The organism is Brachybacterium sp. B718/18 (genome assembly GCF_055454375.1).
The window spans coordinates 34,522-47,395 of the sequence record NZ_JBVDDO010000009.1; the positions used below are offsets into that span (position 1 = coordinate 34,522).

13 protein-coding genes are annotated in these 12,874 nt (G+C 72.3%); 7 read left to right on the forward strand and 6 right to left on the reverse strand.

Going from position 1 to position 12,874, the window contains the following annotated elements; genetic code table 11:
• Positions 1-208 precede the first annotated feature (208 nt).
• The 7 genes from ACZCAH_RS12855 (at position 209) to ACZCAH_RS12885 (ending at position 6,240) form a co-directional block, all read left to right on the forward strand.
• Positions 209-670 carry a PH domain-containing protein gene (locus ACZCAH_RS12855; protein ID WP_464341451.1) on the forward strand — a complete coding sequence of 154 codons (462 nt, stop codon included), beginning with the start codon at positions 209-211 and terminating at the stop codon, positions 668-670.
• Positions 667-2,295: a PH domain-containing protein gene (locus ACZCAH_RS12860; RefSeq protein ID WP_464341452.1), complete on the forward strand. Its 1,629-nt coding sequence runs from the start codon at positions 667-669 to the stop codon at positions 2,293-2,295. Before ACZCAH_RS12855 ends, ACZCAH_RS12860 begins: the two co-directional genes overlap by 4 nt.
• The gene (locus ACZCAH_RS12865; RefSeq protein WP_464341453.1) at positions 2,292-3,194 is read left to right on the forward strand and encodes a Rossmann-like and DUF2520 domain-containing protein; all 903 of its coding nucleotides are present in this window, start codon (positions 2,292-2,294) and stop codon (positions 3,192-3,194) included. The genes ACZCAH_RS12860 and ACZCAH_RS12865 overlap by 4 nt, the downstream gene beginning before the upstream one ends.
• On the forward strand, positions 3,191-4,054 hold the full coding sequence (panC, locus tag ACZCAH_RS12870; protein WP_464341454.1) for a pantoate--beta-alanine ligase: 864 nt from the start codon (positions 3,191-3,193) through the stop codon (positions 4,052-4,054). Before ACZCAH_RS12865 ends, panC begins: the two co-directional genes overlap by 4 nt.
• Before the next feature lie 43 nt (positions 4,055-4,097).
• On the forward strand, positions 4,098-5,606 hold the full coding sequence (lysS, locus tag ACZCAH_RS12875; protein ID WP_464341455.1) for a lysine--tRNA ligase: 1,509 nt from the start codon (positions 4,098-4,100) through the stop codon (positions 5,604-5,606).
• Between the two features lies 1 nt (position 5,607).
• Positions 5,608-5,811, forward strand: coding sequence for a hypothetical protein (locus ACZCAH_RS12880; protein ID WP_329744996.1), 204 nt, complete (start codon positions 5,608-5,610; stop codon positions 5,809-5,811).
• Positions 5,812-5,901: 90 nt separating this feature from the next.
• Positions 5,902-6,240 carry a histone-like nucleoid-structuring protein Lsr2 gene (locus tag ACZCAH_RS12885; protein ID WP_464341456.1) on the forward strand — a complete coding sequence of 113 codons (339 nt, stop codon included), beginning with the start codon at positions 5,902-5,904 and terminating at the stop codon, positions 6,238-6,240.
• 115 nt (positions 6,241-6,355) lie between these two features.
• Here ACZCAH_RS12885 and ACZCAH_RS12890 read toward each other — a convergent pair whose 3' ends face one another.
• From ACZCAH_RS12890 to ACZCAH_RS12915, 6 genes are all read right to left on the reverse strand, one after another.
• Positions 6,356-7,312 carry an aldose 1-epimerase family protein gene (locus ACZCAH_RS12890; protein ID WP_464341457.1) on the reverse strand — a complete coding sequence of 319 codons (957 nt, stop codon included), beginning with the start codon at positions 7,310-7,312 and terminating at the stop codon, positions 6,356-6,358.
• Positions 7,309-8,085, reverse strand: a complete 777-nt coding sequence (locus ACZCAH_RS12895) for a LutC/YkgG family protein (protein WP_464341458.1) — start codon at positions 8,083-8,085, stop codon at positions 7,309-7,311. The genes ACZCAH_RS12890 and ACZCAH_RS12895 overlap by 4 nt, the downstream gene beginning before the upstream one ends.
• On the reverse strand, positions 8,082-9,671 hold the full coding sequence (locus ACZCAH_RS12900) for a lactate utilization protein B (RefSeq protein ID WP_464341459.1): 1,590 nt from the start codon (positions 9,669-9,671) through the stop codon (positions 8,082-8,084). The genes ACZCAH_RS12895 and ACZCAH_RS12900 overlap by 4 nt, the downstream gene beginning before the upstream one ends.
• A gap of 49 nt (positions 9,672-9,720) precedes the next feature.
• Positions 9,721-10,515: a (Fe-S)-binding protein gene (locus tag ACZCAH_RS12905; protein WP_464341460.1), complete on the reverse strand. Its 795-nt coding sequence runs from the start codon at positions 10,513-10,515 to the stop codon at positions 9,721-9,723.
• 40 nt (positions 10,516-10,555) lie between these two features.
• On the reverse strand, positions 10,556-12,040 hold the full coding sequence (locus tag ACZCAH_RS12910; RefSeq protein WP_464341461.1) for a malate:quinone oxidoreductase: 1,485 nt from the start codon (positions 12,038-12,040) through the stop codon (positions 10,556-10,558).
• Positions 12,041-12,124: 84 nt separating this feature from the next.
• A complete protein-coding gene (locus ACZCAH_RS12915; protein WP_464341462.1) occupies positions 12,125-12,853 on the reverse strand; it encodes a DUF624 domain-containing protein in 729 nt (242 codons plus the stop codon).
• Positions 12,854-12,874 lie beyond the last annotated feature (21 nt).

A 12,874-nucleotide genomic window follows, 5' to 3' on the forward strand; every position in this document is an offset into this window, starting at 1 on the left:
CGCACCCCGACCCACGCCGCAGCCCGCCGCTCCGGTGCCGACGCCGCAGCCTGCCGCCCCGGTGCCCGCGGCCGCGCCGCCAATGCCTGTAGCCGCGCCGCCGATGCCCGCGGCTGCGCCGCCAATGTCCGCCACGACGCCGCACGAGCTCTCGCGGACGTCGCCGGAGATCTCCGACGCGCCGCCCGCCCGGCTCGGTGCGGCCGGGATGACCCCCGTCTCCGAGAAGCTGATCCCCGCGCGGTATCTCGGCGGGATCCCCGGCTATGCGTTCGGGCTGCTGCTGGTCGCCGGGGCGATCGTGGGCGCGGTTGTGACCTCCTGGTGGTGGATCGGGGCGCTCGGCGCGCTGCCGCTGATCGTGGTCGTGCAGGGGCTGCTGTTCACCCCTCGGCGTGTGCGCGCGCTCGGCTACCGGGTGGGGGAGGAGGACCTCACCGTCGTCTCCGGCATCCTCTTCCGCACGGTCGAGACGGTCCCCTTCGGGCGCGTGCAGTCGGTGAACATCGGCGAGGGCCCCGTGGAGCGCCGCTACGGGCTCGCCACGATCACCCTGGGCACCGCCCACAAGGACTCGGCGATCACGCTCCCCGGACTGCCCCGTGAGGAGGCGGAGCGGCTGCGCGCGCTGCTCACCGCGCGCGGCGTCGAGCTGATGGCGGCGCTGTGAGCACTTCCGAGCCCGCACCGGAGCGTGCCTCCGCCGCGGCCGGCGGATCGGACGCGATCCAGGCCCCGCCATCCGCCGCGGAGACTCCTCGGCGGCGCACTCACCCGATCACCCCGCTGGTGACCGGCTGGAAGGTTGTCGTCGCCATCATCGCGGTGGTTACGGCGCAGAACATCTCGCAGCTGGTCGGCGAGTTCGACCCGCGCCGCCTCCTGATCGGCCTGGGCCTGGTGACCCTCGCCATCGTGGTCGGGGTCCTCTTCTCGACGCTCAGCTGGTGGTTCACCACCTATGCGGTCGATGACGACGGGGTCTCCGTGCACCACGGGGTGATCAGCCGCTCGCGCGAGTACGCCCCGCGCGCCCGCATCGAGTCGGTCTCGGTCGAGCGCCCGCTGCTGGCTCGGATCCTGGGCCTCGCGAAGGTGCGCGTCGAGGTCGCCGGCGGCGGCGAGTCCTCCCTGGACATCGAGTACGTCAGCTCCGCGCGGGCCGAGGAGCTGCGGCTCGGCATCCTCCAGATCGCGGCGGGCGGGCGGTCCGAGAAGCCCGCGACGGAGAACGGCGGCGAGGCCGCTGCGCCGGACGCCGCGACCGCCGCCCCCCGACACGACGAGGGCGGTGCGGAGGCGGCGGCGGCCCCTCGGGGCGGCCGGCTCGACGCGCTGCTGCACGACGGGGTCACCGACGGCGAGCTGATCGCCCGCATCCCCACCGAGCGCCTGGTGCGCTCCCTGCTGCGGGACCTCGGCTTCCTCACCGGGGTGCTCATGAGCATCCTCGGCGTGGCCCTCGCCATCGGCCTCGCGGTCTGGCAGGAGGGCTTCTCGCCCGCGATCCTCCTCGCCCTGCTGCCCACGGTGATCGCCGTGCCGCGATACGTCTTCGGTCGCATCGACGCCGGGTGGGGCTTCGTCTCCCGCGACACCGACCGCGGCCTGCGGATGCGGCGCGGCCTGCTGAACACCCGCACCGACAACATCGCGGCCGGCCGCATCCAGGGCCTCGAGCTGCGCCGACCCGTCCTCTGGCGGGCACCCGGATGGACCGCCGTGACGGCGACCGTCGCCGGGATCGACGCGGACGACGAGAACGGACCGACGAGCGTGCTCCCCGTCGGCACCCGCGGGGAACTGCGCGACACCCTCCGTCGGCTCAGCACCCCGCTCGGCACGGCCGACGACCTCGCCGTCGTCGAGCACCTGCTCACCGCCCCGGCGCGCAGCATCGAGGGCCTGCGCGCCCCCGTGCGCTGGGCCTGGATCGCGCGGCGCACCCGCGTCACCGTGCTCCTCCCCGCGGCTCTGGTGCACCGCAGTGGGCTCCTCGCGCGCCGCCTCGTCATCGTTCCCCGCGAGCGGATCCAGCAACTCTCGGTCGGGGACGATCCGATCGCCCGTCGCCTCGGGATCCTCGACCTCACGGTCCGCACCGCGGGCGACGAGCTGACCCTGGACAGCCTCCCGCGGGCCGAGGTGCTCGGTCTCCACGCGACCCTCGCCGCCGACGCCCGCACGCTGCGCCGCTACCGCGATCGGGACAGCTGGCCGCAGCCGCTGCTCGCCGCGGGAGCGGTCGATGGCCCTGCCGAACCCGTGCACGCCGCCGAGGAGGCCGGGCGATGACCCCGCCCCGCCTCGGCATCGGCGTGATCGGCGCAGGTCGCGTCGGCGCCGTGCTCGGAGCTGCCCTGCGCTCCCAGGGCCACGGGATCCTCGGCGCGTACGCCGTCTCCGACGCGTCACGGACCCGGGCCGCGGAGCTGCTGCCCGGCGTCCCCCTGCTCGACGTCCCCGCGATCGTCGAGCGCAGCGAATTGCTCCTGCTCGCCGTGCCCGACGACCAGCTCGGCCCGCTCGCGGCCGGGATCGCCGCGACCGGCCTCGTTCCCGGGGGACAGCTCGTCGTCCACACCTCGGGCCGCTACGGCACCGAGGTGCTCGCCCCGCTCGCCGAGGCCGGCTGCGCCCCGCTCGCGCTGCACCCCGCCATGACCTTCACGGGCACCTCCGCGGACCTCCCGCGCCTGGTCGGCTGCCCCATGGCCGTGACTGCCGCCGAGGAGTTCCTGCCCGTCGCGGCGGCTCTCGTCGTCGAGCTCGGCGGGGAGGCGGTGGTGCTTCCCGAGGGGGACCGGCCGACGTACCACGCCGCGCTCGCCCACGCCGCGAACCACCTCGTGGTGCTCGTGGACCAGTCCCGCGAGGTGCTGCGCCGCCTCGGGATCGACGACCCCGGCGCCTACCTCCGACCGCTGCTCGAGGCGGCCCTTGACGAGTCGCTGCGACGCGGGAGCCGGGCGCTCACCGGACCCGTCGTCCGCGGCGACGCGAGCACCGTCGCCGCCCATCTCGCGGCCCTCGAGGACCTCGACGCCACCGCCGCGGACCCGGCCACCGCCGATCTCGGTGCGACCTACCGGGCCCTCGCGCTCGCGGCCCTCGCCCGTGCGACACTCGCCCCGGGCGACCGGGACGCGATCCGGGCGCTGCTCGCGGAGAGCACCACCGAGGAGGACGCATGACCCCTGCCGCCGGCACCATCCCCGCCACGACGCTCGTGAGGACGAAGGCGGAGCTGCGCACCCGCCGCGCCGCGCTCCGCGGGAGCGTCGCCCTGGTCCCCACGATGGGTGCCCTGCACGACGGGCACCTCGCCCTCGTCGCCCGCGCCCGGGAGCTCTGCGACCACGTGATCCTCACCGACTTCGTCAACCCCCTGCAGTTCGGGCCCGGAGAGGACTACGAGACCTATCCCCGCGACCTCGAGGCGGACCTCGCCGCCGTCGACGGCCTCGTCGACCTGGTCTTCGCCCCCTCGGCCGAGGAGATGTACCCGGTCCTGCCGCCGACGGTCTCGGTCACCGCGGGCGCGGCCGGCACGATCCTCGAGGGTGCCGCCCGGCCCGGCCATTTCGACGGGGTCGTCACCGTGGTCACCAAGCTGCTCCAGCTGACCGCCCCGGACGTGGCGGTCTTCGGGCGCAAGGACGCCCAGCAGCTCGCGATCATCCAGGCCCTCGTCGCCGATCTCGACCTGCCCGTGCGGATCGAGCCGGTCGAGATCCAGCGGGAGCCCTCGGGCCTGGCCCGCTCGAGCCGCAACGTGTACCTCAGCGACGCGGGACGGGAGCGCGCCCTCGTCCTCTCCCGCACCCTGGCCGCCGCCCGCGCCGCCGCCCCCTCGAACGCCGCCCTCCGCGCCGTGCTCCACGACGCCCTCGAGCGCGCCGAGATCGACTGGGCCTACGCCCTGGCGCTCGACCCGGCCACGCTCCAGGAGATCGACGCCGCCTATCGCGGCGAGGTGCTCGTGACCCTTGTCGGCCGCGTCGAGGGTGTGCGCCTGCTCGACGCCGCTGTGGTGGTGGTGACAGAGGCCTGAGCCTGCAGGCATCGTCCGGGGCGCGGATGAGACAATCGCGGCCATGAGCGAGAACCTCCCTGCCCCGGACCAGACCGACACCTCCGACCAGGTGGCGGTCCGCAAGGCCAAGCGGGAGCGCCTGCTGGCGCGCGGGGAGGAGGCCTACCCCGTCTCCGTCCCGGTGACGACGAGCATCGCGGCGGTGCGCGCCGCGTACGGCCACCTCGAGGCGGGCCAGGAGACCGAGGACGTCGTGGGCGTCGCGGGGCGCGTCGTCTTCCAGCGCAGCACCGGCAAGCTCGCCTTCATCACCCTCCAGGACGGCGCCGGCGAGCGGCTCCAGGTGATGGCCTCCCTGGCCGAGATCGGAGAGGAGCGCCTCGCCGACCTCAAGGCCGATGTCGACCTCGGCGACCATGTGTTCTTCCACGGTCGCGTCGGCGCCTCCCGCCGCGGGGAGCTGAGCATCTTCGCCGACTCCTGGCAGATGGCCGCGAAGGCCGTCCGCCCGCTCCCGGTGCTGCATGCCGACCTCTCGGAGGAGTCGCGGGTGCGTCGCCGCTACGTCGACCTCATCGTGCGCCAGCAGGCGCGGGACACCGTCCGTCAGCGCGCCGAGGTCATGCACTCCCTGCGATCCTCCTTCCGCGAGCGGGACTTCGTCGAGGTCGAGACCCCGATGCTGCAGGTCGTCCCCTCGGGGGCGGCGGCTCGTCCGTTCGTGACCCACATGAACGCCTTCGACCTCGACCTCTTCCTGCGCATCGCCCCGGAGCTCTTCCTCAAGCGGGCCGCCGTGGGCGGACTGGAGCGAGTGTTCGAGATCAATCGGAACTTCCGCAACGAGGGCGCCGATTCGACCCATTCCCCCGAGTTCGCGATGCTCGAGGCATATCAGGCATACGGGGATTACGACTCGATCGGTGATCTCACCCGATCCCTCGTCCAGGAGGCGGCGGAGCAGGCGACGGGATCGCAGATCGTCACCCTCGCCGACGGCTCCGAGTACGACTTCTCCGGGGAATGGAGGCAGATCACCGTCTACGGATCCCTCTCGGAATCCCTCGGGCAGGAGATCACCCCCGAGACCTCCGTCGAGGAGCTGCGCGCGATCGCGCGATCGCTCGATCTCGACCTGGACCACCCGCGCTTCGGGCACGGGAAGCTGGTCGAGGAGCTGTTCGAGCATCGCGTGGGCGACCACTTGTACGAGCCGACGTTCGTGCGCGACTTCCCCGTCGAGACCAGTCCGCTCGTGCGCGCCCACCGCTCCACTCCCGGCGTGGTCGAGAAGTGGGACCTGTACGTGCGCGGGTTCGAGCTCGGCACCGGCTACTCCGAGCTCGTCGACCCCGTCATCCAGCGCGAGCGCTTCGCCCAGCAGGCGCAGCTCGCGGCCCAGGGCGACGACGAGGCGATGCGGCTGGACGAGGACTTCCTCGAGGCGATGGAGTACGCCCTGCCCCCGACGGGTGGGATGGGCATGGGCGTGGATCGGCTGCTGATGGCCCTGACCGGCCTCGGGATCCGCGAGACGATCCTCTTCCCGCTGGTCAAGCCGGGGGTCTGAGATGGACAGCGGATTCTGGTTCGAGGCGGGGTCGCTGCTCCCGTCGATCGGTGTGGGCCTGCTCTTCTGGTTCGTGATCCGGGCGATGATGCGCGCGGATCGCGGGGAGCGGGAGGCGGACCGAATTGCGGAACACGAAATCCGCGAGGCGATGTCCCGCGAGGATTCCGTGAAGAATCAGACCCCGACACGCGAAATGGATTGATTCTCGCTCGGAGCATGTGGATACTGTGTGCAATCTCGGACTGATTCGGTCCGGAGCGCATTGCACCCCCATCGACGAGGGAGAACCCCTGTGGCACGAAAGACATTTGTGGAGCTCATCGACGACCTTGACGGCGGAAAGGCCGAGCAGACGGTGAGCTTCGCCCTGGACGGCGTGGCCTACGAGATCGATCTCTCCGAGGAGAACGCCGCGAAGTTCCGCGAGGAGCTCGGCGCCTGGGCCGAGAAGGGCCGCCGCGTGGGCGGTCGCCGCGGCGGTCGCGCCGGCGGCTCCGCCTCCGCCAAGTCGGGATCCAACGATTCCTCGCGCATCCGCGAGTGGGCCCGTTCGGCCGGCTACGAGGTGCCCGACCGCGGTCGCATCTCAAGCACCATCCGCAAGGCCTACGAGGACGCGCACAAGGACTGATCACCGGACGTTCCGCGCGTCCCGGACAGCGCACGAGGGCCTGTCGCCGATCGGCGACAGGCCCTCGTCGTGCTTACGGGGGTGGGACTCACCGGGGGATCCCCGGGGAGACGCCTCACCAGCCGCGGATGCTCCAGGAGGCCTCGTGCTGCTGGCCCGGGGCGAGGCGCACCACGTCCGTGCCCGAGCGGAAGGCATCCGGCGGGCAGGTCATCGGCTCGACCGCGACCCCGAGGCGGTTCTCCTCGGGCTCGGGCCGGTCACCGGTGTGCACCTGGAGCCAGCTGCACTCGGTGCCCGCGCTCATCTCCACCCCGGTGCCGCCGGGGGCGTCCAGGCGCACGCGGAAGGTCCCGTCGTCCTCACGAGCCAGGTCGGTGAAGGCGTGATCGATGAAGAGATCCGCGATCGGCCGCGGTGACCGGAAGTCGAAGGGGTCGCCCGGTCCGACCGGCGCCGTGCCCGTCGGCAGCAGGCGGTCCTCGGTCACGGTCATCACCGTGCCGGCGCCCATCGTCAGGCTCCAGGTGTCCAGCGGCTCGGGGCCTGCGACGAGGTAGGGGTGCGGGCACACGCCGTAGGGCGCGTCCTGGCCGCCGAGGTTCAGGGCGGTGACCGTGCTGACCAGCCCGGCCTCGGGCTCGACGGCGTGGCGGACGGTGAGCAGCAGATGGAAGGGGTAGCCGGGGGAGGGGAACAGCTCGGTCCGCAGCACCACCTCGTCCCCGGAGACGCTGACCGGGACGAAGGCCTGGAAGGACACCAGCCCATGGAGGGCGTTGCCGCGGTCGGGCTCGGTCAGGGCGGTCTGGATCTCCTGCCCGTCCCAGGTGTAGCGGCCGTCGCCGATCCGGTTCGGCCACGGGGCGACGATCGCACCCCGGTAGAAGCGCATCGGCCCCGACTCGGGGCTGCGCACCAGCAGGTCGCGGCCGTCGACGGTGAGGTGCTCGACGGTCGCGCCGACCAGCGAGACACCGGCGCGGTAGGGACCGGCCGCGATCTCGAGCAGGTCGCCGCGGTCACGGGCGGCGACGGGGGTGCGGTCGGCGGGGACGGGGGTCTCGCTCATGCGGTGCGCTCCTGGCGGGGACGGGCGACGGGGGAGGGTGCTGCGGTGACGGGCTCGGGCTCCGGCTCGGGCTCCGGTTCGGGGTCGATGAGGACCACGTCGAGCCGGCGCGGTCCGTGCACGCCCTCGACGCGGTCCAGCTCGATGTCGCTCGTGGCGCTGGGCCCGGAGATCATGGTCCATGCCGCGCGGGCGTCCTCGGCCATTCGCTCGATGCCCTTCGGGACGCCGAGCACGACCTGCTCCGCCTCGACGACGATCACGTGATGGTCGGGGACGAGCGAGATCGCGCGACGTCCGCCGGTCCCGTCCCCACGCAGCACGATGGTCCCGGTCAGCGCGATCGCCGTGTGGCAGCCGGTGAGCACGGCGTCGATCCGGTCGAGATCCCGCGGGCTGGCGGTGCCATCGTCGGTGGTGATCTCAGCGGTGACGTCTCTCGTCCACTCCGCCGGCAGGTCGGCGGGGACCACCGCGGTGCGGGCCTCCCCGAGGGCGGCGGCGATCGTGGCCGCCGCACCGGAGGGCGTGGTGCGGTGCACGGTCGCGGTGTAGTCCTCGAGCCGCTGGACGAGGACGTCGCGGATCTTGCCGGGGTCGGTGGAGACCTCCTGCTTGTCGTCGGCCCGTTGGTAGTCGCGGGGGACGTCCTCCGCCTCGGTCACCGCATCGCGGCGCGGTGCGGCCAGCGCCGTGCGGACGCGCGCGAGGATCTCCTCCTTCGCGCTCATCCCCGGGGTGCGGGTGGGGCGGGAGTCGGACCACTCGTTCATGCCTGCTCCTGTCCGTCGGCCGTGGGCCCGTCGGCGCCGTCCTCGGCGGCGGGGGCTGCGGAGGTGCTGCCACCGCGGGCCTTCTCCTTCTCCCGCGCGTCCCACCAGGAGCGGAAGGACTGCCCCGGCTTGGGGAGATCGCGGTGGTCGGTCCACCCGGGCACGAGCGGCAGGATCCCGGGGAGCTTGCCGATGTTCGCGCCGGGCAGCACCTTGGCGAGGGTCCCCGCCGAGCGGACCGCGGCGTCGTAGGCGCGGGGCGAGGACATGAGCCGGCTCGCCCCCTTCAGTGCCACGTCCCAGGTGCCGTGGAACTCGCCGCGGGTCTCCCGACGGCGGTCGACGTCCTCGGCGCGCAGGTGCACCAGGATCTCGGGGATGTTGATCTTCACCGGGCACACGTCGTAGCACGCGCCGCACAGACTCGAGGCGTAAGGGAGTGTCGAGTTCGGGTCGTCCGTGCCCGAGGTGCCGGTCATCTGCGGGGAGAGGATCGCCCCGATCGGCCCGGGATAGGTCGAGCCGTAGGCATGGCCCCCGGCGCGCGCGTATACCGGGCAGACGTTCAGGCAGGCCGAGCAGCGGATGCAGTGCAGGGCGCTGCGTCCCTCGGGGTCCTCGAGCACCGCCGACCGGCCATTGTCCAGCAGCACCAGGTGGAACTCCTCGGGGCCGTCGCCCTCGTGCACCCCGGTGAACAGGGTGGTGTACGGGTTCATCCGCTCACCGGTCGAGGACCGGGGCAGGAGCTGCAGGAAGACCTCGAGATCCTGGAAGGTCGGCACGATCTTCTCGATCCCGACCACGGAGATGAGGGTCTTCGGCAGGGTCAGGCACATGCGCCCGTTCCCCTCGGACTCCACGACCACCAGGGTGCCGGTCTCGGCGACGGCGAAGTTCGCCCCGGAGATCGCGACCGACCCCGGCATGTCCAGGAACTTCTCGCGGAGGAAGCGGCGGGCGGCCTCGGCCAGCTCCTTCGGCTCGTCGGTGATCGACGGATCCAGGTCCGGCATCGCGGCGAGGAAGATCTCGCGGATCTCTGCGCGGTTGCGGTGGATCGCGGGGACCAGGATGTGCGACGGGGTGTCGTCGGCGAGCTGCACGATGAGCTCGGCGAGATCGGACTCGATGGCCCGGATCCCGGCGTGCTCGAGGGTCTCGTTCAGGCCGATCTCCTGGGTGGCCATCGACTTGACCTTGAGCACCTCGGTGGCCTGCCGCTCGAGGCAGAGCCGGGTGACGATGTCCCCCGCTTCCTCGGCGTCACGGGCCCAATGCACCACGCCGCCCGCTGCGACGACGGACTCCTCGAGCTGCTCCAGCAGCTCCGGAAGATGATCGGTGACCTGCCACTTCAGCGCCGAGCCGGCATTGCGGAGCTTCTGCCAGTCACGCACCTCGCGGACCACCCCGGCGCGCTTGGCCTGGATCGTGGTCGTGGCATGGCGGAGGTTGCCGCGAAGGGTCTCGTTGCGCAGCTCGTCATGGGCCGCGGCCGGGAAGCCGCGCCCCCCGCGCAGGTTCGAGGAAGGGGAGGCGTGCTGCGGGCGGATGGTGGGGATGCCCAGGTTCACGGTGCTCATGAGGTCATCTCCTCCCGCTCGTTCCTCGCAGTTCGTCGACCGACCGTGCTCATGAGATCGCTGCGCTCCGTCCGAGGATCGTCTCCGAGGGGATGAAGGGTTCCTCGCGGGTGGAGGCGAGGATCTGCGCGAGATGCACGGGGCGCGGAGTCGCCCCGGTACGGCGGAGCTTCCCGCCGATGTTCATCAGGCACGAGGCGTCGCCCGCGACCACGAACTCGGCGCCGGAGGCGACGACGTTCTTCGCCTTGTCGGTGACCATCGCGTCGGAGGTGTCGGCATTCTTCACCGAGAAGGTGCCGCCGAAGCCGCAGCAGGTGTCGGACTCGGGGAGGTTCTTCACCTCGATGCCCTCGACGGCCCGCAGCAGCTTGAGCGGACGCGGGCCCACCTTCAGGACGCGCATCGAATGGCACGTGGGGTGATAGGTCACCGAGTGGGGGAAGTAGGCGCCGACATCGGTCACCTTGAGCACGTCGACCAGCAGCTCGGACAGCTCGTAGGTCTTCGCGGCGACCGCGGCGGCGCGCTGCTCCAGCTCCCCGTCCGCTTCGTGCCGCGCGACCAGCGCATGCTGGTCCCGCACGCAGCCGGCGCAGGACCCGGACGGCATGACGATCGCGTCGACCGTCTCGAGCGCCGGCTCATAGGTGTCCACGAACTGCCGCACCACGGGCGCGGCCTCCGTGTAGTAGCCGGTGTTGGTGTGCATCTGGCCGCAGCAGGTCTGCCGCTTGTCGAACACCACCTCATGGCCGAGCCGTTCGAGCACGGTCACCGTGGCGCGCGCGACATCGGGTGCCATCACGTCGACCAGGCACGTGGTCATCAGGGAGATCCGCATGGGAGGTCCTTCTTCCGGGCCGCGGTCCGGCCGCGGCGGTTCAGGGGTGGTCGAGGCCGAGGGAGGCGGCGGTGTGCTCGAGGGAGCGGTGGGCGACCGCGGGGTCGTCCGAGAGGCGGGTCCCCCAGCTCGGAACCATCTGCGTGATCGTCGGGCGCCAGGCCTCGATCCGCTCGGGGAACATCCGGCCCAGCATCGTGAGCATGATGTCGGTCGCGGTGGACGCGCCGGGCGAGGCGCCGAGCATGCCGCCGATCGACCCGTCGGCCGCGGTGATCAGCTGGGTGCCGAACTGCAGCACGCCGTGCTTGGTCGCGTCGGGCGCGATGACCTGCACCCGCTGGCCGGCGGTGACCTGCTCCCAGTCCGACTCGCGGGCCGAGGGCATGTACTCCCGCAGCGCCCCGAAACGCTGCTTCCGGGTCGCCGCGAGCTGCGAGCCGAGGTAGACCATGAGATCCAGGTTCGGCGGGGCGACCGCCATCATCTGGGTCACGTTCGAGGGCTTCACCGAGGCGAAGAGGTCGGTGTAGCTGCCGGTCTTGAGGAACTTCGGGGACCAGCCGGCGTACGGGCCGAACATGAGCGAGCGCTGCCCGCCGATGTAGCGGGTGTCCAGGTGCGGGACGCTCATCGGCGGGGCGCCGACGGCGGCCTTGCCGTACACCTTCGCGTCGTGGCGGGCGATCACCTCGGGGTCGGTGCAGCGCAGCCACTGACCGGAGATGGGGAAGCCGCCGAAGCCGCGGATCTCGTCGATCCCCGACCTCTGCAGCAGCGGGAGGGCGTTGCCGCCCGCGCCGACGAACACGACGGGGGCCCGCAGCACGCGCACCGAGTCGTCGGCGGTGGAGCGCACCATGATCCCCCAGTCGGTGCCGAGGCGGCGGAGGTCCACGACCTCGGAACCGGTGGAGACGGTGGTCCCGACGCGGGAGGCGAAGTCCAGCAGCAGCCGGGTCAGGGTGCCGAAGTCGACGTCGGTGCCATCGGGCGACCAGGTCGCCGCGATGGTCTCGGTGACCGGGCGATCGGCGGCGACCAGCGGCGCCCACTCGGCCAGACGCGCGTGCTCGGTGGTGAACTCCATGCGGTCGAACAGGGGGTTCGCCGTGAGGGCCTCATGGCGCCGGCGCAGATAGTCGACGTTGTCGAGCCCGTGCACGAAGCTCATGTGGGGCACGCGGTGGATGAAGGCCGCCGGGTCCCCGATGCGGTCGTTCTCCACCAGGTGCGCCCAGAACTGGCGGGACACCTGGAACTGCTCGTTGATGGTGATCGCCTTCGCGGGGCTCACCGAGCCGTCCACGTCCTGCGGGGTGTAGTTGAGCTCGCACAGGGCGCTGTGGCCGGTGCCGGCGTTGTTCCAGCCGTCGCTGGACTCGAGGCCCAGGGCGTCGAGCTTCTCGAGGACGACGATCCTCCAGTCGGGCTGCAGCTCGCTCAGCAGCGCCGCCAGGGTGGCACTGGCGATGCCGCCTCCGATCAGCACCGCATCGGCACGCGTCACGTCCAGGTCAACCATGTCTCTCCGTTCCAGCTCGCAGATCACCCCCGGGGCGGTGGAGCCGTGCTCCTCGCGCGACCTCGGGCGGGCGTGCCGCCCAGCCTATCCCTCGTGGCCCGGGGTCGCGTCCGGCGCTGCGCTCTGGGATCCGGCCTGGGCGGCACGGGCGGTCGCGCTCTTGTCCAGGTCCTCGAGCAGCACGCGGATGCGGCGGGAGAGCACCGAGACCGCCAGCAGCACCGCCACCGGCGCCCCGAGCAGCAGGGCGAGCGGCCAGGCGAGGGAGCACACCACGAGCCACACCATCAGCAGCAGGAGCAGCCCGATCGCGCGCAACGGCATCGCGCCCGGCAGCAGCAGGGCGAGCCGCCAGGTGACGAGCAGGTCCTGGCGGCGCACCCGCGGGGCGGCGACGATCACCGCGAGGCTCACGGTCGCCCAGGCGCCGCTCACCGCGGCGAGCACGCCCGTCGCGAGCAGGGCGAGCGGCCCGTCGGACAGCCCCGCCGAGACGGTCCAGAGCATCGATCCGGCACCGGCCTGGACCAGCAGCAGCGGCAGCATCCGGAGGTTCCCGCGCACCAGCTCCTCCCGCCAGGTGGACCACATGCGCGAGACCACGCGGGGTCGCTCCCCGTCGCGCAGCGCGAGCTGGACGTCGGCCGCGGCGCTGGTCGCCGGTCCGATGCCGAGCACGACAAGTCCCAGGAGGGTGAGGGCCAGCCACATGATCCCGGTGAGCAGGAGGGTGAGGAGCAGCTCGATGGCCTCGTTCATGCGGACCGCCCAGCCGGGCATCTCCGTCGGGCCGGCGCGGCGGGTGTCTTCCATGTGAGGCAGGGTACACAGGAG

What these genes read in the sequence shown, in the direction of transcription:
- ACZCAH_RS12865 (WP_464341453.1), top strand. Translation starts at nt 2,292, where the DNA reads ATGACCCCGCCCCGCCTCGGCATCGGCGTGATCGGCGCAGGTCGCGTC.
- ACZCAH_RS12895 (WP_464341458.1), bottom strand. Translation starts at nt 8,085, where the DNA reads ATGAACGAGTGGTCCGACTCCCGCCCCACCCGCACCCCGGGGATGAGC.
- ACZCAH_RS12880 (WP_329744996.1), top strand. Translation starts at nt 5,608, where the DNA reads ATGGACAGCGGATTCTGGTTCGAGGCGGGGTCGCTGCTCCCGTCGATC.
- ACZCAH_RS12855 (WP_464341451.1), top strand. Translation starts at nt 209, where the DNA reads ATGACCCCCGTCTCCGAGAAGCTGATCCCCGCGCGGTATCTCGGCGGG.
- lysS (WP_464341455.1), top strand. Translation starts at nt 4,098, where the DNA reads ATGAGCGAGAACCTCCCTGCCCCGGACCAGACCGACACCTCCGACCAG.
- panC (WP_464341454.1), top strand. Translation starts at nt 3,191, where the DNA reads ATGACCCCTGCCGCCGGCACCATCCCCGCCACGACGCTCGTGAGGACG.
- ACZCAH_RS12915 (WP_464341462.1), bottom strand. Translation starts at nt 12,853, where the DNA reads ATGGAAGACACCCGCCGCGCCGGCCCGACGGAGATGCCCGGCTGGGCG.
- ACZCAH_RS12905 (WP_464341460.1), bottom strand. Translation starts at nt 10,515, where the DNA reads ATGCGGATCTCCCTGATGACCACGTGCCTGGTCGACGTGATGGCACCC.
- ACZCAH_RS12890 (WP_464341457.1), bottom strand. Translation starts at nt 7,312, where the DNA reads ATGAGCGAGACCCCCGTCCCCGCCGACCGCACCCCCGTCGCCGCCCGT.
- ACZCAH_RS12910 (WP_464341461.1), bottom strand. Translation starts at nt 12,040, where the DNA reads ATGGTTGACCTGGACGTGACGCGTGCCGATGCGGTGCTGATCGGAGGC.
- ACZCAH_RS12900 (WP_464341459.1), bottom strand. Translation starts at nt 9,671, where the DNA reads ATGAGCACCGTGAACCTGGGCATCCCCACCATCCGCCCGCAGCACGCC.